This is a genomic window from Rothia sp. QJM3NY_36 (genome assembly GCF_056173115.1).
Window position 1 is genome coordinate 596,644 of record NZ_CM149658.1, and the last position, 20,644, is coordinate 617,287.

20 protein-coding genes and 1 tRNA gene are annotated in these 20,644 nt (G+C 72.5%); 18 read left to right on the forward strand and 3 right to left on the reverse strand.

Features of this window, described 5'->3' with window-relative positions; genetic code table 11:
* The first annotated feature begins 2 nt into the window (after nt 1-2).
* The 13 genes from AC0VXQ_RS02570 to ilvA all read left to right on the forward strand — a co-directional run bounded on the left by AC0VXQ_RS02570 (nt 3) and on the right by ilvA (nt 14,887).
* A complete protein-coding gene (locus AC0VXQ_RS02570) occupies nt 3-467 on the forward strand; it encodes a cytidine deaminase (protein WP_100464245.1) in 465 nt (154 codons plus the stop codon).
* 37 nt (nt 468-504) lie between these two features.
* On the forward strand, nt 505-1,836 hold the full coding sequence (locus AC0VXQ_RS02575) for a thymidine phosphorylase (protein ID WP_100464247.1): 1,332 nt from the start codon (nt 505-507) through the stop codon (nt 1,834-1,836).
* Nucleotides 1,837-1,918: 82 nt separating this feature from the next.
* Nucleotides 1,919-3,472: a hypothetical protein gene (locus AC0VXQ_RS02580; RefSeq protein ID WP_100464248.1), complete on the forward strand. Its 1,554-nt coding sequence runs from the start codon at nt 1,919-1,921 to the stop codon at nt 3,470-3,472.
* Nucleotides 3,469-5,382, forward strand: coding sequence for an adenosine deaminase (locus AC0VXQ_RS02585; protein ID WP_475529024.1), 1,914 nt, complete (start codon nt 3,469-3,471; stop codon nt 5,380-5,382). The genes AC0VXQ_RS02580 and AC0VXQ_RS02585 overlap by 4 nt, the downstream gene beginning before the upstream one ends.
* Before the next feature lie 167 nt (nt 5,383-5,549).
* Nucleotides 5,550-6,839: a phosphopyruvate hydratase gene (gene eno, locus AC0VXQ_RS02590; RefSeq protein ID WP_058731788.1), complete on the forward strand. Its 1,290-nt coding sequence runs from the start codon at nt 5,550-5,552 to the stop codon at nt 6,837-6,839.
* Nucleotides 6,840-7,091: 252 nt separating this feature from the next.
* Entirely contained in the window at nt 7,092-7,694 is a 603-nt protein-coding gene (locus AC0VXQ_RS02595) for an FtsB family cell division protein (RefSeq protein WP_475529027.1), read from the forward strand.
* A 32-nt stretch (nt 7,695-7,726) separates the two neighbouring features.
* A complete protein-coding gene (locus AC0VXQ_RS02600) occupies nt 7,727-8,410 on the forward strand; it encodes a DUF501 domain-containing protein (protein WP_404817469.1) in 684 nt (227 codons plus the stop codon).
* Nucleotides 8,411-8,452: 42 nt separating this feature from the next.
* On the forward strand, nt 8,453-9,406 hold the full coding sequence (locus AC0VXQ_RS02605; protein WP_058730217.1) for a Ppx/GppA phosphatase family protein: 954 nt from the start codon (nt 8,453-8,455) through the stop codon (nt 9,404-9,406).
* Nucleotides 9,407-9,567: 161 nt separating this feature from the next.
* Nucleotides 9,568-10,956, forward strand: coding sequence for an NAD(P)/FAD-dependent oxidoreductase (locus AC0VXQ_RS02610; protein WP_058730216.1), 1,389 nt, complete (start codon nt 9,568-9,570; stop codon nt 10,954-10,956).
* Between the two features lie 95 nt (nt 10,957-11,051).
* A tRNA-Leu gene (locus AC0VXQ_RS02615) sits at nt 11,052-11,125 on the forward strand.
* A 202-nt stretch (nt 11,126-11,327) separates the two neighbouring features.
* Nucleotides 11,328-12,215 (forward strand): Bax inhibitor-1/YccA family protein, encoded by an 888-nt coding sequence (locus AC0VXQ_RS02620; RefSeq protein WP_081046140.1) that lies wholly within the window; start codon nt 11,328-11,330, stop codon nt 12,213-12,215.
* A 126-nt stretch (nt 12,216-12,341) separates the two neighbouring features.
* Entirely contained in the window at nt 12,342-13,640 is a 1,299-nt protein-coding gene (locus AC0VXQ_RS02625; protein ID WP_475529032.1) for an AI-2E family transporter, read from the forward strand.
* On the forward strand, nt 13,637-14,887 hold the full coding sequence (gene ilvA / locus AC0VXQ_RS02630; protein WP_058730214.1) for a threonine ammonia-lyase: 1,251 nt from the start codon (nt 13,637-13,639) through the stop codon (nt 14,885-14,887). The genes AC0VXQ_RS02625 and ilvA overlap by 4 nt, the downstream gene beginning before the upstream one ends.
* Nucleotides 14,888-14,991: 104 nt before the next feature.
* Here ilvA and greA read toward each other — a convergent pair whose 3' ends face one another.
* Together greA and AC0VXQ_RS02640 are read right to left on the reverse strand one after the other, a co-directional pair.
* Nucleotides 14,992-15,492 carry a transcription elongation factor GreA gene (gene greA / locus AC0VXQ_RS02635; protein ID WP_055684306.1) on the reverse strand — a complete coding sequence of 167 codons (501 nt, stop codon included), beginning with the start codon at nt 15,490-15,492 and terminating at the stop codon, nt 14,992-14,994.
* 262 nt (nt 15,493-15,754) lie between these two features.
* A complete protein-coding gene (locus AC0VXQ_RS02640; protein WP_055684307.1) occupies nt 15,755-16,159 on the reverse strand; it encodes a DUF4307 domain-containing protein in 405 nt (134 codons plus the stop codon).
* Between the two features lie 103 nt (nt 16,160-16,262).
* Here AC0VXQ_RS02640 and mca point away from each other — a divergent pair, with 103 nt between their 5' ends.
* Both mca and AC0VXQ_RS02650 read left to right on the forward strand, forming a co-directional pair.
* The gene (gene mca / locus AC0VXQ_RS02645; protein WP_058730220.1) at nt 16,263-17,207 is read left to right on the forward strand and encodes a mycothiol conjugate amidase Mca; all 945 of its coding nucleotides are present in this window, start codon (nt 16,263-16,265) and stop codon (nt 17,205-17,207) included.
* Nucleotides 17,204-17,593, forward strand: coding sequence for a hypothetical protein (locus AC0VXQ_RS02650; RefSeq protein ID WP_058743460.1), 390 nt, complete (start codon nt 17,204-17,206; stop codon nt 17,591-17,593). The genes mca and AC0VXQ_RS02650 overlap by 4 nt, the downstream gene beginning before the upstream one ends.
* Here the strand turns inward: AC0VXQ_RS02650 and trhA are convergent.
* Nucleotides 17,581-18,372 (reverse strand): PAQR family membrane homeostasis protein TrhA, encoded by a 792-nt coding sequence (trhA, locus tag AC0VXQ_RS02655; protein ID WP_081046138.1) that lies wholly within the window; start codon nt 18,370-18,372, stop codon nt 17,581-17,583. The genes AC0VXQ_RS02650 and trhA overlap by 13 nt on opposite strands.
* Before the next feature lie 254 nt (nt 18,373-18,626).
* Between trhA and AC0VXQ_RS02660 the strand changes: the two genes are divergently transcribed.
* The 3 genes from AC0VXQ_RS02660 to AC0VXQ_RS02670 are packed head-to-tail and all read left to right on the forward strand — an operon-like array spanning nt 18,627 to nt 20,540.
* A complete protein-coding gene (locus AC0VXQ_RS02660; protein ID WP_058730212.1) occupies nt 18,627-19,388 on the forward strand; it encodes an isoprenyl transferase in 762 nt (253 codons plus the stop codon).
* Nucleotides 19,389-19,415: 27 nt separating this feature from the next.
* Nucleotides 19,416-19,937: a prepilin peptidase gene (locus tag AC0VXQ_RS02665; protein WP_055684310.1), complete on the forward strand. Its 522-nt coding sequence runs from the start codon at nt 19,416-19,418 to the stop codon at nt 19,935-19,937.
* 39 nt (nt 19,938-19,976) lie between these two features.
* A complete protein-coding gene (locus AC0VXQ_RS02670) occupies nt 19,977-20,540 on the forward strand; it encodes an NUDIX hydrolase (protein ID WP_081046137.1) in 564 nt (187 codons plus the stop codon).
* Nucleotides 20,541-20,644: the final 104 nt, after the last annotated feature.

Genomic DNA, 20,644 nt, shown 5'->3' on the forward strand with positions numbered 1-20,644 from the left:
GCATGGCCGATTCCGAGCAACCGGGCCGGGTGGGGCAGGACGCCGTTGCGGGCACCGAGGTGGGGGCTTGTGTCGGCGACGACCCGGCCTGGCCGGAGCTGCTCGCCGCGGCGCGCGACTGCCTGGAGCGGGCGTACTGCCCCTACTCCGCGTTCCCCGTGGGGGCCGCGGCCCGCACCGAGGACGGGCGGCTGGTGACCGGGGCGAACATCGAGAACGCCGCGTACGGGGTCACGCTGTGCGCGGAGTGCTCCCTGGTCTCCGAGCTGTTCCGCACCGGCGGGGGCCGGCTCGTCCGCTTCGCCTGCGTGGACCGCACCGGCACCCCGATCATGCCGTGCGGGCGCTGCCGCCAGCTGCTGTCCGAACACGCCGCACCGGGCCTGGTGGTGCTCACCCCGCAGGGCGAGCTGCCCATGGCCGAGGTTCTGCCCCAGGCCTTCGGGCCCGGAAACCTCGGGTCCTGACGGTCCCGTCCGCACCCGCCAGAGGAGAGGTCCCATCATGTCCGAGCCCTTCGACGCCGTCGACGTCATCCGCGCCAAGCGCGACGCCGGCCGGCTGAGCACCGAGCAGATCGACTGGGTCATCGACGCCTACACCCGAGGGGCGGTGGCCGAGGAGCAGATGGCCGCCCTGGCGATGGCGGTGTACCTGAACGGTCTGGACCCGCAGGAGCTGTCCGCGTGGACCGCGGCGATGATCGCCTCCGGGCGCCGCCTGGACTTCTCCCCGATCCTGCGCTCGCCGGGCAACCCCGACGGGAAGATCGCCACGGCGGACAAGCACTCCACCGGCGGGGTGGGGGATAAGATCACGCTGCCGCTGGCGCCGCTGGTGGCCGTCTACGGGATCGCGGTCCCGCAGCTGTCCGGACGGGGGCTGGGGCACACCGGCGGCACCCTGGACAAGCTCGAGTCGATCCCCGGGTGGCGGGCGCAGGTGGGGCCCGAGCGGCTCCTGGAGATCCTCGGCTCCACCGGGGCGGTGGTGTGCGCGGCCGGGGCGGATCTGGCCCCGGCGGATCGCAAGCTCTACGCCCTGCGGGACGTGACCGGCACGGTCGAGTCGATCCCGCTGATCGCCTCCTCGATCATGTCCAAGAAGATCGCCGAGGGCACGGACTCCCTGGTCCTGGACGTGAAGGTGGGCACCGGGGCGTTCATGAAGACTCCGGAGCGGGCCCGGGAGCTGGCTGGCACCCTCGTGGGGCTGGGGGAGCAGGCCGGGGTGCGCACCACGGCCTTGCTCACCGAGATGTCCGTGCCGCTGGGCCGGGCGGTGGGCAACGCAGTGGAGGTCGAGGAGGCGGTGCAGGTGCTGGCCGGGGGCGGGCCGGACGACGTCGTCGAGCTGACCGTGGCGCTGGCCCGGGAGATGCTCGCGGCCTCCGGGATGCAGGAGGACCCGGCCGAGGCGCTGGCCGACGGGCGGGCGATGGACGTGTGGCGCCGGATGATCCGGGACCAGGGCGGGGACCCTGACGCCGCGCTGCCCGTGGCCCGCCACGAGCACGTCATCACCGCGCCGACCGACGGCGTGCTGACCCGGCTGGACGCCCTGGCCGTGGGCACGGCCTCCTGGCGGCTGGGGGCCGGGCGGGCCCGGAAGGAGGACGCGGTGCAGGCCGGGGCAGGGATCCTGCTGCACGCCAAGCCGGGGGAGCGGGTGCGGGCGGGTCAGGCGCTGATGAGCCTGCGCACGGAGGATCCGGAGCGCTTCACCCGAGCCGAACAGGTCCTGGAAGGTTCCTGGGAGATCACCCAGGAAGCACGGGCGGCGGATTCCGCCGGTGTCGAACGGCGCGTGATCCTCGATAGGATTTCGGCAGAATAGAAGACCGAGGACGTGAGCCCCGCCCGTGGCCGTGAGCGGGGTGGTCGATCAACGCCGTCAGGCGTGGAAGTGCAGGTGTGTTGTGGCCTTCAAACTGTTCCGTGGCAGTGCCGAACCCGAGCCGAAGCAGCCCCGGCAGCGCCCTGCCGACGGCGGGGCGGGTGCCGCTCCCGCCACCGGGTCCGAGCCGCGCCCCGAGTCCGGCGGCATCCGGGCGCTGAGCCCCCGGGAGGAGGTGCCCGCCGGCGGGGGACTGCCCGAGCTGCTGTCCCTGATGGACCGCTACGGGGTGCGCACCCTGCGCCTGGACCAGCACGGCAACGAGATGACGGCCACCATGGATCCCAGCGAGAAGCCCGAGCGCAAGACCACCGTGGACACCGAGTCCACCTGGTTCGACGCCGTCGCCTCCCTGTACACCGCGGCCCAGTCCGGCCCGCGCGGGCCGTGGCGGCGCGCGGAGATCATGGTCGGCACCACCCGCGACGGCCAGCGGCCGGTGGAGGTCGAGTACACCTACCCGGGCTCGGAGCGCCAGGATTGCTCCGCCTACGTGCAGACCGTCGCGCAGCAGTCGGCCGGCGAGGGCTCCGGGGCGGGCACCGCCGCGGACGCCGATGCGGCGGCCGAGCCGTCCTCCGCCGGGGCCGGGTCCGCCGCGGTCGCCGCAGGGTCCGACTCAGCCGCCGGTGCATCCGAGACCGTCGCGTCGGGTGCCGAGGATCGGCCCGCGGAGAAGGCCGAGGTGCTGGGTGTGCCGGCCGCGCAGGAGTCCCGCGACGGCGCGGACGCCGAGACGCCGCGCACCGACGCCGCCGAGTCCGCCGTGTCCGGGTCCGCCCAGACCCCCGCTTCCGTGTCCGATGGCTCTGCGGCCCCCGAGGCCGCCGCGTCCGCCTCCGCCGAGCACGCCGCCGCCGGGGACCCGCAGGAGGCCCGGGAGGTCCCCGAGCAGACCGGGTCCACCGGAGCGGGTGAGGCCGGGGCCGAGCAGCCGGTGCCCGCCGTCGTCCCGGACAGCACCTGGGATGAGGAGCACCAGACCGGGCGCGAGCACCGCGTCGAGGACGCGCTGCCGGAGTCCGCGCCGTCGGTGGCCGAGCACGCCGACGTCGCCCCCTCCTACCACGCCCCCGCCCAGGCCCCGGCCAAGCCCTCGGACACCCGCCTGGCCCCCGGCAACCTGGTGCTCACCGAGGCGCAGGTGGTCTCCCGCCTCACCGACGCCCAGCAGGCGCTGTTCGGCCCGCAGGGCACGGCCCGGGACGTCTCCACCGTGCTGATCCGGGTGCGCGCCCTCGGCTCCTACTACGACGCCCTGACGCACGTGCGCGGCAACGGCCTGTGGGATCAGCGCAGCACCTTCCAGCTGGTTCCGGAGGAGGCCCTGCAGGTGCTGGCCCTGAAGGAGGACTCCTACCAGGAGGGCCAGGGCTCCCCGATCGCGATGATGTTCCGCTTCACCCCGGGCATCCCCCCGGAGGTCTCCTTCGACTACGCGGACGAGGAGCGCTACGTCCAGTACCGGGACCGGCTGCCGGCCCAGCAGTACGTGGAGGAGCTGCGGATGTACCCGCGCACCGGGTCCAACATCCCCGAGCACATGAACGAGGCCCTCACGCAGTGGAGCCTGTGAGCCACCAGCCGACGGCCACGGGGGCGGCCAGCGCGCCGCCCCCGTGGCCGTCGGTGTGTCTGCACGACCACCTCGACGGCGCCCTGCGACCGGGCACCGTCCTTCAGCTGGCCGCGCGGATCGGGCACGAGCTGCCCGCGTCCGACCCGGAATCCCTGGGCCGGTGGTTCCGGGAGGCGGCGGATTCGGGGTCCCTGGAGCGCTACCTCGAGACCTTCGAGCACACCGTCGCGGTGCTGCAGTCGGCCGAGGCGCTGGAGCGGGTGGCCCGCGAGTACGTGCTCGACGCCGCCGCGGACGGGGTGCTCTACGCCGAGGTCCGCTGGGCCCCGCAGCAGCACACCCGGGCCGGACTGGACCCGGATGAGGCCGTGCTGGCCGTGGCTCGCGGCCTGGCCGCCGGCGAACGGGAGGCGGCCGCTCGGGGCGAGTGGATCCGGGTGCGCCAGCTGCTGTGCGCGATGCGCCAGCTGGACGGCGCCGAGCGGGTCGCGGACCTGGCCCTGGCCCACCGCGAGCACGGCGTGGTCGGCTTCGACCTGGCCGGGCCGGAGGCCGGCCACCCGCCGTCGGATCACCGAGAGGCCCTGCAGCGCTGCGCCGAGCACCTGCTGCCGGTCACCCTGCACGCCGGGGAGGCCGCGGGGCCGGAGTCCATCCGCTCGGCCGTCGTCCACGGCCGGGCCCGGCGCCTGGGTCACGGGGTGCGCCTGCTCGCGGACGTCACCCGGGACCCGCAGGCTCTCGCGGACCCGGCCGATCCGGCCTCCGGGCTCGTCCTGGGGGAGCTGGCCGCGGGGATCCGGGACGCCGGGATCGGCCTGGAGGTGTGCCCCTGCTCGAATCTGCAGACCGGGGCGGCCCCGCGGGTGGACGACGTCGGGCGCGACGATCCGGCACCGGCGCGCACCCCGGGGGAGCACCCGGTCGCGCTGCTGCGCGCGCTGGGCTTCGATGTGCTGCTCTCCCCGGACAACCGGCTGATGAGCGGCACCTGGATGGCCCGGGAGCAGCAGCTGCTGACCCACCACCACGGCTGGGGCCGGGAGGAGTTCCGGGAGCTGGCCCTGACCGGCGCCCGCCACGCCTTCCTGCCCGCCGGGCAGCGGGAGCAGCTGGCCGAGCGGATCCGGGAGGCCTACGCCGTCCTGCCGCCCGCCGCGCCCGAGACTGAGACTGCCCCCGGCGGCGCCGCGGAGGAACCCGTCGCGCCGCGGGCGGAACGGGCCTTCGGGGATCTGGTGCGGATCATGCGGCGGCTGCGCTCGGAGCGGGGATGCCCGTGGGATGCCGCCCAGACCCACGCGAGCCTCGTGAAGTACCTCCTGGAGGAGACCCACGAGGTCATCGAGGCCATCGAGTCCCCGCAGCGGCCCGGGGTGGATGCCGCGCTGCTGCGCGAGGAGCTCGGGGATGTGCTGCTGCAGGTGGTCTTCCACGCCCGGATCGCCCAGGAGAGCCCGGAGGAGGCCTTCGACGCCGCGGACGTGGTAGCGGGGCTGAGTGCCAAGATGATCCGGCGCCACCCCCACGTGTTCGCCGGGGACGCCGCCCAGGCCTCGGAGGATCTGCCTCCGGCCGACGCCGCTCCGACCGCCCAGGAGCGCGGGGCCGCGTGGGAGGAGCTCAAGCGGCGGGAGAAGCCCGAGCGCACCGGGCCCTTCGACGGCATCCCGCCGAGCCTGCCCGCCCTGGCCCGGGCGGAGAAGATCCTGGGCCGGGCCGCGAAGGCGGGCCTGGATCTCCCGCCGGTCGCGGATCCGCCCGGGCCCGACGCCGGGGCGGCGGGGACCGAGGAGGCCCTGGGTGAGGCCCTGCTGGGACTGGTCGTGCGGGCCCGGCAGCTGGGGGTGGACCCGGAGGCCGCGCTGCGTGCCGCGGTGCGTCGCTACGTGCGCCGGGTCGGCTGAGCCGCGGCGTCGGCCCCGGTCCGTTCGGCCTCCTCCCGAGCCGTCCAGTTGGGTTTCCCTGAAACTCTGTGTGATCGTGTGGGGAATTGGTAGACTCGTGGCAGAGGGCCCTTCGGGGTCCGAGCACTGATCAGCCCATCATCCTTCCCGATTCAAAGGAGAACACCATGGCTATCATCCTGGACGTGCACGCCCGCCAGATCCTGGACTCGCGCGGCAACCCGACCGTCGAGGTCGAGGTCCTGCTGGAGGACGGCTCCGTCGGCCGCGCCGCGGTGCCCTCGGGTGCCTCCACCGGCGAGTTCGAGGCCGTGGAGCGTCGCGACGGCGACAAGCACCTGTACCTCGGCAAGGGCGTCCTGGATGCGGTCAAGGCCGTCGAGGACGAGATCTCCGAGGTCGTCGTCGGCCTGGATGCCGCGGATCAGCGCGTCGTCGACCAGGCGATGCTGGACCTGGACGGCACCGACAACAAGGGCAAGCTCGGCGCCAACGCCATCCTCGGCGTCTCCCTGGCCGTGGCCCACGCCGCCGCCGAGTCCGCCGAGCTGCCGCTGTACAAGTACCTGGGCGGGCCCAACGCCCACGTGCTGCCCGTGCCGATGATGAACATCCTCAACGGCGGCTCCCACGCCGACTCCAACGTGGACATCCAGGAGTTCATGATCGCCCCGATCGGCGCCCCGAGCTTCTCCGAGGCCCTGCGCTACGGCGCCGAGGTCTACCACACGCTGAAGAACGTGCTGAAGGAGCGCGGGCTGTCCACCGGCCTGGGCGATGAGGGCGGCTTCGCCCCCAACCTGGACTCCAACGCCGAGGCCCTGGACCTGATCCTCGAGGCCATCGAGAAGGCCGGCTTCACCCCGGGCAAGGACGTCGCCCTGGCCCTGGACGTGGCCTCCTCCGAGTTCTACGACAAGGACTCCAAGACCTACTCCTTCGAGGGTGAGCAGAAGACCGCCGAGGAGATGTCCGCGTACTACGACCAGCTGGTCGCCAAGTACCCGCTGGTGTCCATCGAGGACCCGCTGGACGAGGACGACTGGGAGGGCTACCGCACCATCACCGAGCACCTCGGTGACAAGGTGCAGATCGTGGGCGATGACTTCTTCGTCACCAACCCGCAGCGCCTGGCCAAGGGCATCGAGATGGACGCCGCCAACGCCCTGCTGGTCAAGGTCAACCAGATCGGCTCCCTGACCGAGACCTTCGACGCCGTGGAGATGGCCCAGACCAACGGCTACCGCTGCATGATCTCCCACCGCTCCGGGGAGACCGAGGACGTGACCATCGCGGACATCGCGGTGGCCACCAACGCCGGGCAGATCAAGTCCGGTGCCCCGGCCCGCTCCGAGCGCGTGGCCAAGTACAACCAGCTGCTGCGCATCGAGGAGGAGCTGGCCGGCGGCGCCCGCTACGCCGGGGCCTCCGCCTTCCCCCGCTTCACCGCGAAGTGATCCGGACCCGCGGCCGATGAGCCGCGGAGCCCGCCCGCGCGCGCTGAGCGCGCTGAGAGACGACGCCGCCCGGTGCTCGCCGTCCCCTCGCGACCCGAGGGGGCGACGGCGCTGGGCGGCGTCGTTCTTCGCTAGACTGGGCGGGCGGGTCAGCAGACCCGCGCGGGTCCGGGCCGCTTCCGAGGCCGGGATCCGCAAGGACACCGCCGGCGCGGGCCCCGGTCCGCGCCGACAGGGGAGAGGGGCAGTCCCATGATGAGGAATCCGCTGCGCGGCGCGGCCCGCTGGCTCGGCTACACCCGGACCCCCGTCCGCAGCGCCCCCGCATCCCGCCCGACGGCACCTCGACCGACCCGACCGGCGGACTCCGAGCGGCCGCCCGAGGTGGAGCTGGTCGAGCAGGAGGACCCCCGGGGTGCGCTGGTCGGCGCCGAGGACTGGTCCGAGCAGGAGGATCGCCATCCCACCCTGGAGCCGGTGGCCGCCCGCTCCTTCTCCGGGCGTACCCTCCTCCTGCTGCTGATCGCGGCCGTGCTCGTGGTGCCGCTGGCGCCCACCGTGCACCGCTACTTCGCCCAGCAGGCCGAGATCCAGTCCCTGCACCGGGACATCGCCGACCTGCAGTCCCAGCAGGCGGACCTGGAGGAGCAGAAGAAGCGCTGGGACTCGGATGACTACGTCCGCCAGCAGGCTCGTGAGCGGCTGATGTACGTGGACCCGGGGCAGACCCCGTACATGGTCATCGGCCAGCAGGAGGGCCAGGCCCAGGCCGATGACTCCTCCGCGGAGGCCGCGGCCCAGGGCCATCCCGACTGGGGGACCACCCTGTGGGAATCCGTGGCCGGAACCCGCTGACCCCCTTGCCCCACCGACCCCAGGAGACCCTGTTGAGCCCCTCGCCCCAGGACCCGTCCTCCCCCAGCTCCACCCCGAACGCCACCTCCGGTGACGCCGAGCACCGCGATACCGAGCCCACGCAGGCCCCGACCGGCGTCGGGCACGAGGTGCGCCCCGCGACCGGCGTCGGCGTCGACGAGACCAGGCTGGAGCCCACCGCCCAGGACCTGCGGGTCCTGACCCGGATGCTGGGCCGCCCGGTGCGCGACGTCGTGGAGATCCCGGCCCGCTGCGTGTGCGGGAACCCGCTCGTGGCCGCGACCGCCCCGCGGCTGTCCGGGGGCAGCCCGTTCCCGACCGTCTTCTACCTGGCCCACCCCGGGGCCACCCAGGCCGCCTCCCGGCTGGAGGCCGCCGGGGTCATGGCGCAGATGACCGAGCGGCTGGGCCGGGATGAGCGGCTGGCCGCGGCCTATCGCGCCGCCCACGAGGACTACCTGGCCCGCCGGGAGCGGATCGGGCGTCTGGCCGGCACCGGGGAGGTTCCCGAGATCGAGGGCGTCTCCGTCGGGGGCATGCCCGTGCGGGTCAAGTGCCTGCACGCCCTGCTCGGACATACCCTGGCCGTGGGGACCGGCATCAACCCCCTGGGGGATGAGACCCTGGAGGCCGTGGAGGCCTCCTGGTCTCCTTACCGCTGCGCCTGCGATCCCGCCTGGCGCGACCAGGACTGATACGCCCCACCCCTGCCGAGACACCACGGGAAGGACCCGACCATGCGCGTGGGCGCCATCGACTGCGGCACCAACTCCATCCGTCTGCTCATCGCCGACGCCGAGCCCGGGAACCCCGGGGCCCCGCCCCGGCTGCGCGACGTCGTGCGCGAGATGCGCATCGTGCGCCTCGGGGCCGGGGTGGACGCGACCGGCTGGCTCTCCGAGGAGGCCCTCCAGCGCACCTTCGAGGCCGCCGGCGCCTACGCCGAGCAGCTGCGCCGCCACGACGTGGACCGGGTGCGCATGGTCGCGACCTCCGCGAGCCGCGACGCCGGCAACCGGCGGGCCTTCGCCGCGGGGATCCGGGAGCGGCTGGGGATCGAACCCGAGGTCATCAGCGGGGACGAGGAGGCCCGGCTCTCCTTCGCCGGGGCCGCGGCCGCCGTGCCGCAGACCGCCGAGGGTCGCAGCCTCGTCGTGGACATCGGGGGCGGGTCCACGGAGTTCGTGCTGGGCGAGGCCGACGGGGTGATCGCCGCTCGGTCCCTCGATATCGGCTCCGTGCGCCTGACCGAGCGCTACCTCAGCTCGAACCCGCCCACCGAGGCCCAGCTGCGCCGCCTGGTCGAGGACGTCGACGCCGCCGTGGAAGCCACCCTGGAGACCGTCCCGCTGGACACCGCGACCCGACTGATCGGGGTGGCCGGGTCCGTGACCACCGTGACCGCCCGGGCCCTGGGCCTGCGGCGCTACGACTCCCAGGCCGTGCACGGGGCCGAGCTGGGCATCGAGGAGATCACCGCGGCGGCCGGGGAGCTGACGCGGATGACCCGGGAGCAGCGTTCGGACCTGGAGTACATGCCGATCGGGCGGGAGGACGTCATCGGGGCGGGGGCGCAGATCTGGGCTCGGATCGCCCAGCGGATCGGGGAGCTGACCGAGGGCCGGATCCGCGGCGCGGTGACCTCCGAGCAGGACATCCTCGACGGCATCGCCCTGTCCCTGCTCTCCTGAGCGGCGCGCGCCCCGCGGCCCGAGTTCGCACGGGGGATGGCATGGGCGCCATCACGGTGGCAGGATGGGGCGGGTGAACCGTCCGGTCCGGCGTCGCGGGGGCCATCCCCGCCGCGGCGCCACGGGCCCACCCCTCCAGCGCAAGGAGTAGCATTCTCACCATGGCTTTCAACCACCTGGCGAACGATCGCCCCCGTATTCTCGTGGTCGGCGGCGGCTATGTCGGCCTGACCGTCGCCTCCCGGATCCAGAAGGACGTCAAGGCCTCCGGCGGCGTCGTCACCGTCGTGGATCCCAACCCCTATATGACCTACCTGCCGTTCCTGCCGGAGGTGGCCGGCGGCTCGATCGAGTCCCGTCACGCCGTGGTCCCGCTGCGCCAGCACCTGCGCGACAGCGAGATCCTCGCCGCGCACGTGGAGAAGATCGACCACCGCAACCGCACCGCGACCCTGCGCGGCATCGACGCGGGCGACACCTACGAGCTGACCTACGACCAGATCGTGGTCGCCGCCGGATCCGTGACCCGCGCCTTCCCGATTCCGGGCCTGGCCGACGCCGCGATCGGCATGAAGAGCATCGAAGAGGCCGAGCACGTGCGCAACTGGGTGCTCGAGCGCATCGAGGTCGCCAGCCTGCTCAAGGACGAAGACGCCCGACGTCGAGCCCTGACCTTCGTGGTCGTCGGCGGCGGCTTCGCCGGCATCGAGACGATCGGCGAGATCGAGGACATGGCCCGCGACGCCGTGGAGCGCACCTCCCAGCTGCGCTCCAGCGACCTGCGCTTCGTGCTGGTCGAGGCCATGGGCCGGATCATGCCGGAGGTCCCGGAGGCTCGGGCCGAGTCGGTCGTCGCGCACCTGCGCGCCCGCGGCATCGAGGTCCTGCTGAACACCTCCCTCGGGGAGGTGGAGGACGGGCACACCCTGAAGCTGGTGAACATGTCCGACAAGTCCTCGGCCGGGGTGGTCGAGGCCGACACCCTGATCTGGACCGCCGGCGTGCAGGCCGCGCCGTTCCTGAAGAACTCGGACCTGCCGCTGGATGAACGCGGGCGCGTGCGCGTGGGCGCCGACCTGCGCGTGACCGGCGACGACGGCCCCGTGGAGGGCGCCTGGGCCGCCGGGGACAACGCCGCGGTGCCGGACCTGACCGGCGGCGGCGTCGGCGGGTTCTGCGTGCCCAACGCCCAGCACGCCTCCCGCCAGGGCGTGCGCCTGGCCAAGAACCTGCTGGCCTCCCGCAGCGGCGGACAGCTGGAGGACTACTACCACGAGAACCTCGGTGCGGTCGCCGGGCTCGGGGCGTACAAGGGCGTGGCCAACATCAAGGGCCGTTCCTTCGAGGGTCCGCTGGCCTGGCTGATGCACCGCCTCTACCACGGCTACGCGATCCCCACCGCGGAGCGCTCCGCCCGCGTGGGCGCGAACTGGATCCTGTCCACCGTGTTCGGCCGGGACACCACCCCGATCCGCCACGCCCGGGATCCGCGCCTGCCGTTCCTGGCCGCCACCGGCAACGCCCCGGAGGCCAAGAAGGCCCGGCTCTAGCCCGGTCTCGGCTCCGCGCGGTGCGTCCTCTCCCGCGAGGGGACGCACCGCGCGGGCGGCTCCCGGCGCCCCGGCGTCGGCGGGCCGCCCCCTGCGCCCCAGTAGCCCAATCGGCAGAGGCAGCTGACTTAAAATCTGCGCAGTGTGGGTTCGAGTCCCACCTGGGGCACCGCGACCGTCGCCTCGGGGCGCCTCACGCTCACGCTGTGGGCGATACCCGCCGGCCCGGGCCTGCCCGCAGGCGCCGCCGCCTTGTAGACTGGGCCGCGACGTGTCGTGGTCGTCTGCGCAGCCTGTGGTCCGCGCGGCGGCCGTCGCCAGCGATGCCGTCGACGACCGTGAGCGAACACTCTTAGGAGATGAGAACACCCATGGCCAGAGGCAACCCCCTGATCAGCCGTCTCAGCACCGAGGCGCAGAAGAACCCCTACGCGAACCAGCCGCTGGACTACTACGACGGCGCCGGGCGGGCGACGACCACCCAGGCACCCTCCCCGTACGCGGCGCCGAACCCCGCCGCCGCACAGCCCGGTCCGCAGACCGCCGACGCCGAACAGCTGAACCGGATGTACCAGGCCCCCTCGGCGACCCCGGCCGACACCCGGCGGGCCACCCTCAACGACGTCGTCGCGAAGACCCTGTCCCTGCTGGGCCTGGTCATCGTGGGCGCGGTCGTGGGCTGGTTCGTCCCCGGTCTGGGCTTCCTCGGCGGGATCGTGGGTCTGGTCGTCGGACTCGTGGTGGTCTTCAAGAGGAACGTCTCCCCGGTGCTGACCATGGTCTACGCCGTGGCCGAGGGACTGCTGCTCGGGGCGATCTCCGGGGTCTTCGAAGCCCAGTACGGCGGGATCGTCGTCAACGCGGTGCTGGCCACCGTGGTCGTGTTCATCGGGATGCTGATGCTCTACGCCAAGGCCGGGGTGCGCCTGTCCCAGCGGATGGTCGCGATCCTGGGCATCGGGATGATCGCCTACCTGGTGTTCCTGGTGGGCAACTTCGTCTTCGGGATGATCACCGGCTCCTCGATGCGCGACGTCGAGATCTTCGGCATCCCCCTGGGCATCCCGCTGGGCCTGATCGTCGTGGCGATGGCCGCGATCAGCCTGATCGCGGACTTCCAGAACATCGACGAGGCTCTGCGCGCGGGCGTCCCGGAGAAGGAATCCTGGCGCCTGGCCTTCGGCCTGATCGTGACCCTCGTCTGGCTCTACATTGAGATCCTGCGCCTGTTCAGCTACTTCATGCGCAGCGACGACTGACCCCCTCCCACCCCCGGCCATCGGGCCCCGGGCGCGCAAGCACCGCCGAGACGGCGGCTTCCGCACCGGGGCCCGGTGCCGTGCGGATCCCTTCCACCCATCCCTGAACCCTTGGAGAACCCGCCGATGAGCACCACCGAGGACGGCGCGGTTGAGCCGCAGCTTCCCATCACCACCCCGCCGCCCGGGGACCGTCCCACCGAGCCGTGGACCCGCCGCTCCTCCGGGCAGGCCGGGGACTCCCGTCGCCAGGATCCGCACATCCCCTTCGCCCTGAACACCGCCGCCGCCTGGTCCTGGCGGCTGCTGTTCGTGCTGATCATGGCCGGGGTCATCGTGTGGCTGTCCCGCCCCGTCTCCACGATCCTCGTGGGGGTGGCGGTCGCCGCCCTGCTGGCCGGACTGCTCACCCCCGCGGTGCGGTGGCTGCGCAAGCACCGCATCGGCTCCGGGTGGGCCACCGCCATCACCGAGATCGGTCTGATCGTCGTGGTCCTGGGGCTGCTGACCCTCGTGGGCCAGCAGCTGGTATCCGGGTTCACCGACCTGTCCGATCAGGTGGTGGCCGGCTACCACCAGCTCATGGACTGGCTGACCGACGGTCCCCTGCACGTCACGGTGGACCAGGTGGACCAGGCGATCAGCTCCGTGACCGCGACGATCAAGGACAACTCATCGCAGATCCTCGCCGGAGCCGCCAGCTTCGGCTCCACCGCCGGCAACGTGGGCGAGGGCCTCGTGATCTGCCTGTTCACGCTGATCTTCTTCCTCCTCGAGGGGGAGCGGATCTGGCTGTTCCTCGTCGGCCTCGCCCCGAAGAGCGCGCGCCGGGCCGTCAACGGCGCCGGTCGCCGCGGCTGGCACTCCCTGGTCTCCTACACGCGCATCCAGGTCTTCGTGGCTTTCGTCGACGCCGTCGGCATCGGACTGGCCGCGTTCTTCCTCCGGGTTCCGCTGGCCTTCCCCCTGGCGGTGCTGGTCTTCCTCAGCTCGTTCGTCCCGATCATCGGCGCCCTGCTGTCCGGCGCGGTCGCCGTGCTGCTGGCCCTGGTGGCCAACGGGCCCATCAACGCCGTGCTGATGCTCGCCGCGGTTCTGCTGGTCCAGCAGATCGAATCGCACCTGCTGCAGCCCCTGGTCATGGGCAAGGCCGTCTCCCTGCACCCGCTGGCCGTGGTCCTGGCCGTGGCCGTGGGCACCACGCTGCTGGGCATCGTGGGCGCGGTGTTCGCCGTGCCCGCCCTCGCCGTGCTCAACACCGTGATTCGGTATCTGGCCGGCAGGCAATGGGAGCAGGATGACGCCATCCGCACCGAGCCGTTCCGCTTCGACTGGGAGATCGCCAAGGCCAGGAAGAAGTCCCTGAAGCAGAAGGCCAAGGAGAAGCTGCGCGAGGAAGCGCACCCGGAGGAGCAGACCGCATGAGCGCGCTGGAGCAGCTGCCCGTCACCTTCGAGCAGATCCAGGAGGCAGCCCACCGCCTGGACGGCATCATCGAGACCACGCCGATCGCCCACTCGCGGGCCCTGGAACGGCGCATCGGCTCCCCGGTGCACCTGAAGGCCGAGAATCTGCAGCGCTCCGGATCCTTCAAGGTCCGCGGCGCCTACAACCGCATGGTCCGGCTCACCCCGGAGCAGAAGGCGGCCGGCGTCGTCGCCGCCTCGGCGGGCAACCACGCCCAGGGGGTCGCGCTGGCCGCGTCCAAGCTGGGACTGGAGGCCAGGATCTACATGCCGCAGGGAGCGGCCCTGCCCAAGATCGCCGCGACCCAGAGCCACGGGGCCCAGGTGGTGCTGCACGGCACCACCGTCGACGAGGCGCTGGCCGAGGCCAAGCGGCATGCGGATAAGACGGGCAAGACCTTCATCCACCCCTTCGACAACGCCGACATCATCGCCGGTCAGGGCACCCTGGGCCTGGAGATGCTTGAGCAGGTCCCGGACGCGGACACGATCATCACCGGCGTCGGCGGCGGCGGGCTGCTGGCCGGGGTCGCGATCGCCGCCAAGACCCTCGCGGCCCGACAGGGCCGCCCGATCCGGGTGATCGGGGTGCAGGCGGAGCACGCGGCCGCCTACCCGCCGTCGCTGGCCGCGGATGCGCTGGTGCCGCTGAAGAAGGTGTCGACCATCGCGGACGGCATCGCGGTCGGGCGGCCCGGGCAGCTGCCGTTCTCCATCATCAAGGAGCTGGTGGACGACGTCGTCACGGTCTCCGAGGACGACCTCGCCCGCGCGCTGATCTTCCTCATGGAGCGGAACAAGCTCGTGGTGGAGCCGGCCGGGGCGGTGGGGGTCGCGGCCCTGATGAACGGGACCCTCAACGAGGCCTACGGGAACCTCGGCACCACGGTGTGCCTGCTCTCCGGGGGCAACATCGACCCGATGCTGATGCTCAAGGTCATCCAGCGGGGCCTGTCCGCCGCGGGGCGCTTCCTGACCGTGCGCATCATGCTGACCGATCACCCCGGGGAGCTGCGCGACATCTCCCGGATCATCGCCGAATGCGATGCGAACGTGACCGGCGTGGACCACACCCGGGTCGGCGGGGCGCTGTCCATGGGGGACGTGTCGATCACCATCGACATGGAGACCAAGGGCAAGGACCACTCCCACGAGGTCCTGGAGGCCCTCCAGGCCGAGGGCTTCCGCCCCGAAGTCATCAACTGACCCACCCCCCTGCCGCACAACGGGAGATGCTTCCCATCTCGGGACGTGTCACGTCCAGGAATGGGAAGCATCTCCCGCTCTGCGGTGGAGTAGGGGGAAAGGGGTCAGTAGGGCTTGGCGGCCAGGACCTTCAGCGGGATGTCCTTGCCGTTGGGGGCCTGGTAGGTCAGCTCGTCGCCCACCTTGTGCCCCATGATGGCCTGACCCATCGGGGACTTCTCGCTGTAGACCTGCAGGTCGTCATCGCCGACCAGGGTGTCGGCGACCTCGCGGGAGCCCAGCAGGAACGTGATCTTCTTCCCCGCGATCTCCGCTTCCACGCGCATCCCGGGCTCCACGACGCCGTCGTCGGCGGGCTTCTGGCCCACCTCGGAGTTCTCCAGGAGGTACTTCAGCTGCTGGATGCGGCCCTCGTTCTTGCCCTGCTCCTCCTTGGCGGCGTGGTAGCCGCCGTTCTCGCGCAGATCGCCCTCCTCGCGGGCGGCTTCGATGCGGTCCACGATCTCCTGGCGCTTGGGGCCCTCGCGCTCCTCCAGCTCCGCCTGGAGGCGGTCGTAGGCCTCCTGGGTCAGCCAGGCTGCGGATTCGGTGGTCTCTTCGGACATCGTGTCTCCTCGGTCGGGACGCCCGCCGCGGGCCCCGGACGGTCCGGGCGCGCTTGCGGGCCGGTGCCGGGGTCTGGCCCCGGGCCGACGCCGCGAGACGGCGTGCGTCTGGTCATGCAGATCAGGCCCGCAGCGGACCGCACGGGGTCGGGCTGCGGGTGACGTCAGGCTCCCAGTGTAGCCGCGCGCGGCGCGCCGCCGGCCGATTAAGCTCTGCGGAACACCGATGCCGATGCCGACGCCGACGCCGACGCCGTCGCGCTCACGCGCCGTCGACGACCCAGCAGGATTCCACGGTGGCGGTCTCGGCCCGCCCGGTGGTCAGCAGGTCCACGTGCTGGCGCGAGGTGGCCCCGGCGTCGCGGCCCACCTGGATCTCCTTCCAGCCGACCACGGCCCGCTGATCGTTCACGGCCTGCACCGCGCAGCGCACGTCGTCGTCCGGGCGCTTGGTGAGGTCGAAGTCCAGGGAGGTGCGCAGCGGGGAGCTGACCTGCACGCTCTTCTCCTGGTAGGTCGGGGCGGTGCCCCGGTGGGCGGCGATCCAGGCGACGAAACCGGAGGCCAGCACCAGCACGAGCACCGCCAGCAGGGCCAGCGCACGCCGCGAGGGCCGGGTGCGGGCGGGCTTCTTCCCGTAGCGCTGGTCTAGAGTGGAGGAGGTCAATTCGCTCGCTTCCGGCGGGTGCTCATGGACTGATCCCCACTCTAGCGAAAAGGATGTGTGCCAGGCCGTGCCAGAGCCGCTCAAGACCCAGACCGCAGGCCCCGTGGTCCCGCTCGACGCCGCCCTCGCCTCGGATTATTCGGGGCTGCGGATCCTCGCCGTCCACGCGCATCCCGACGACGAGTCCAGCAAGGGCGCGGCCACGATGGCCGCCTACGCCGCGCGCGGCGCCCGGGTCATGGTCGCCACCTGCACCGGCGGGGAGCGCGGGTCCATCCTCAACCCGGGCGTGGAGCGCAATCCCCGGTCCCACTGGGACCTGCCCGGGCTGCGTCGGCAGGAGATGGCCCGGGCCCGGGAGATCCTGGGGGTCGAGCACCGCTGGCTGGGGTTCACGGATTCCGGTCTGCCGGAGGGGGATCCGCTGCCGCCGCTGCCGCAGAACTCCTTCGCGACCCTGCCGCTGGCCCGGGCCGCAGCGCCCTTGGTGCGTCTGGTGCGCTCCTTCCGCCCACACGTGATCCTCGCCTACGACGAGAACGGCGGCTACCCGCACCCGGACCACATCATGAGCCACCGGGTGGCCGTGGAGGCCTGGGACGCGGCCGGGGACCCCGAGCGCTATCCGGGGACCGGTGAGCCCTGGACGCCGCTGAAGCTGTACTACGACCGGGCCTTCAACGTCGAGCGCTTCCAGGCCCTGCACGAGGCGCTGGTGGAGCGCGGACTGCCCTCTCCATACGCCGAGCGGCTGGCGCAGTGGGCCGAATCCGAGCCGGAGGGCGCCCCGCCGGTCTCCCGCCACGAGACCACCACGCAGATCCCGGTGGCCGACACGCTCGCGGTGCGCGACGACGCGCTGCGCGCCCACGAGTCCCAGGTGGACCCGGAGGGCTTCTTCTTCGCCGTCGCCCAGGATATCCAGCGCGAGGTGTGGCCGTGGGAGGACTACGTGCTGGCCGCCAGCCGCGTCCCGGAGAGCCTGCCTGAGCACGATCTGGCCGCCGGGATCGGCCTCGACGCCGCACCGGCGGGGGAGCGTCGATGATGGGCGCACCGGTCCTCGCCCTGGTGGGCCCCGTCCGGACGGCTGCGCTCGCGGCCGCCGAGCAGAGTCCCTCTCTGAAGCCCGGGCTGGACACCGCCGACGTCTCCCCGGGCACGGTGGGCTTCCTGGCGACCCTGGTGATGGTGATCCTGGTGATCCTCGTGGCCCTGGACCACACGCGGCGCCAGCGCCGGATGAAGAACCGCTTCGACTACGCGATGGCCCGCGCCGAGCAGGACCGACGCCGCGCCGAACAGCCCGAGGAGCGGGCGGGCGACGGCGGGGCCGCAGCCGCCGCCGGGACCGGCGAGCGCGAGGAGACCGCCGAGAGACCGACCGAGCAGAAGGACCCGGGCACGGGTGCGGACGGGGATCAGCCGGCGTAGATCGAGAAGACGATGGCGATCCAGTGGCAGATGAACCCGAGGATCGTGCACACGTGGAACAGCTCGTGGAAGCCGAACACCGCAGGCGCCAGGTGCGGGCGCTTCAGCGCGTAGAACACCGCTCCGACGATGTAGCAGGCCCCGCCGCAGCAGATCAGGATCGTCGCCGTCGGGCTCACCGCCCAGAAGTCCCCCAGGAAGAACACCGCGGCCAGGCCCATGACCACGTACAGCGGTGTGTAGAGCAGCCGCGGGGCGCCGGTCCACAGCACCCGGAACAGCACCAGCAGCAGGGCACAGCCCCAGATGCTCCACAGCAGGATCTGCGTCTTCGGCGGGTCCAGCATGGTCAGGGCCAGCGGCGTGTACGTGCCGGCGATGATCAGGGAGATGTTCGAGTGGTCCAGGCGCTTGAAGACCATCCGGGTCCGATCCGGCCAGTACGCCCGGTGGTACATCCCGGAGACCCCGAACAGGATCACGCTGGTCAGCGCGAACACGGCGCAGGCCAGGGACAGCGCCCCGCCGCCGGCCAGCACGATCAGCACGATCCCGGCCGCGAAGGCCACGGGAGCGAAGGACGCGTGGATCCACCCGCGCCAGGCGGGCTTGCGCTCCAGGACCTCGGCGAAGCGCTCGGCCGCGGTGACGGCGGCCTCCTCCGCCCGGTCCGTGGCGCGCCGGGTCGCCGCCTCGGCCCGATCCAGCAGGCTGGCGGCGTCCGCCTCCCGGTGCGGATGGCCGGACTGGTTCCCATGCTGCGTGCGCGACGGCGCCATGACGGCGGCCCCTTCCTGCCGGTGCGGGATGCTGTGGTCATCCTAGTCCTCGCGTCCGGATGCCGGCCCCGGTGGCCCCGACTCGGCGCGGCTCGCGGTACGGTGGGGACTGACCGACCGCCCGACGCGGCCGACGCTCGGGGTGGGCGCAACCGCCGCCCGGTGCGCCGACCCGCCAGCCCAGCGCCCGGTCGGCACCGCACCCGAGGACGGGTGCGCAGGAGAGCCGAGGGGCGCGCAGGAGAAGGACCGAGATGAAGCTGCGCAAGCCGCTGTACAGCGTGTACGAGCGGAACCTGGTCGCCGGGATTCCGGCGGAGCGCCTGCCGAAGCACGTGGGGGTCATGGTGGACGGCAACCGTCGCTGGGCCGCCCTGATGGGCCAGACCACCCGGCACGGACACCAGGCCGGGGCGGAGCGGATCCAGGAGTTCCTGGGCTGGTGCCGGGAGCTGGGGATCGACGTCGTGACCCTGTACATGCTCTCCACCGAGAACCTCAGCCGGCCGGCCGAGGAGCTGACGGACCTGCTGGGGATCATCGAGGAGCTGCTCACGGGCCTGGCCGATTCCCGGGTGGCCCGGCTGCAGCCGGTCGGCGCCCTCGAGCTGCTGCCGGAGGGTCTGGCCGCGACCCTGGAGCGGGCCACGGTGAGCACCGCCGAGGTGGAGGGGCTGCACGTGAACATCGCCGTGGGCTACGGCGGACGGCAGGAGATCGTGGACGCGGTCCGGGAGCTGCTGCGCGACGCCGCCCGGGAGGGACGCGAGATCGCCGAGCTCGCCGAGACCCTGGGGGCCGAGGACATCGAGAACTACCTCTACACCCGGGGCCAGCCGGACCCGGATCTGGTGATCCGCACCTCGGGGGAGCAGCGGCTGTCCGGGTTCATGATGTGGCAGTCCGCGTACTCCGAGTTCTACTTCTGCGAGGCGCTGTGGCCGGATTTCCGGAAGGTGGACTTCCTGCGGGCCCTGCGCGACTACGCCGGGCGGCAGCGGCGCTTCGGCTCCTGAGACACCGGGCGGGAAGGGGAGCAGACCATGGTGCGGATGCTCGGGGACTGGGCGGCGGCCGGCCGATACGGCGCCGTCGCGCTGGGGGCGGCCGGGGCGCTGGCCTTCCTGGTGCTGGCCGCGGTGCTCACCGTGATCGACGCCCGCGAGCACCGGCTGCCGCGGGCCTGGGTGCTGCCGGCCTACCCGGTGCTGGGCATCCTGCTGGGTGCCGCCTTCGCGCTCGGCGAGGGACCGGGAAGCCTGCTCGGCGGGCTGCTGGGCGCGGCGGGCACCGGGATCTTCTACGGCGCGGTGCGCCTGGCCTCCCCGGCGGCGATGGGTTTGGGTGATGTCCGCCTGGCCCCGCTGCTGGGCTGGAGCCTCGGGCTGGTCTCCGTGCCGCACGCCCTGGTCGGACTGCTGCTGAGCTTCCTGCTGGCCGGGCTCTGGGCCGCGGGGCTGATCCTGCTGCGCCGGGCGGATGCGGACTCCCACGTGGCCTTCGGCCCCTGGATGCTGCTCGGCACGGCTGCGGCCTGGCTGGCCCTGCCCGCCCGCCTGCTGTGACTCCCGTGATCCCACCGACGCATCGAGAAGGAGAAACCCATGCCCACCCCTGAGTTCGTGCTGAGCATCCGCGAGAAGATCGGCCACGACCTGCTGTGGATGACCGGGGTCACCGCGGTGATCCTGGATGACCGGGAGCGGATCCTGCTGTGCCGGCGCGCGGACAACGGGGCGTGGACCCCGATCACCGGGATCGTGGATCCGGGGGAGCAGCCGGCGGACACCGCCGTGCGGGAGGCCGAGGAGGAGACCGGAGTGCGGATCGCGGTGGAGGGGCTGGCCTCGGTGCTGAGCAATCCGCCGCTGGTCTTTCCCAACGGGGACCGGGCGCAGTTCCTGGATCTGACCTTCCGATGCCGCTGGGTCGGCGGGCGGGCCCGGGTCAACGACGAGGAGTCCACCGCGGTCCGCTGGTTCCCGCTGGATGATCTTCCCTCCATGTCCGAGCGGATGCACCGGCGCATCGCCGCGGCGCTGGGGTTCTCCGGGCGCACCGACTTCGCGGTCGGCGGCGCACAGAGCAGGGAAGCGCAGAACGGGGGAGCCGGGGACTCGGGATCCCCGAGCGGCCGCGGATCCGAGGCGGCGTCGGACCCTTCGTAGCGCTAAAGACTAAGGGCGTACTCAAATTAAGATCAGGTAATCTTTACGGGCACCTGAGCCGACCCGCAGGTCGGCCTCACTGTGTCATTGCGCCGCACCGGGTG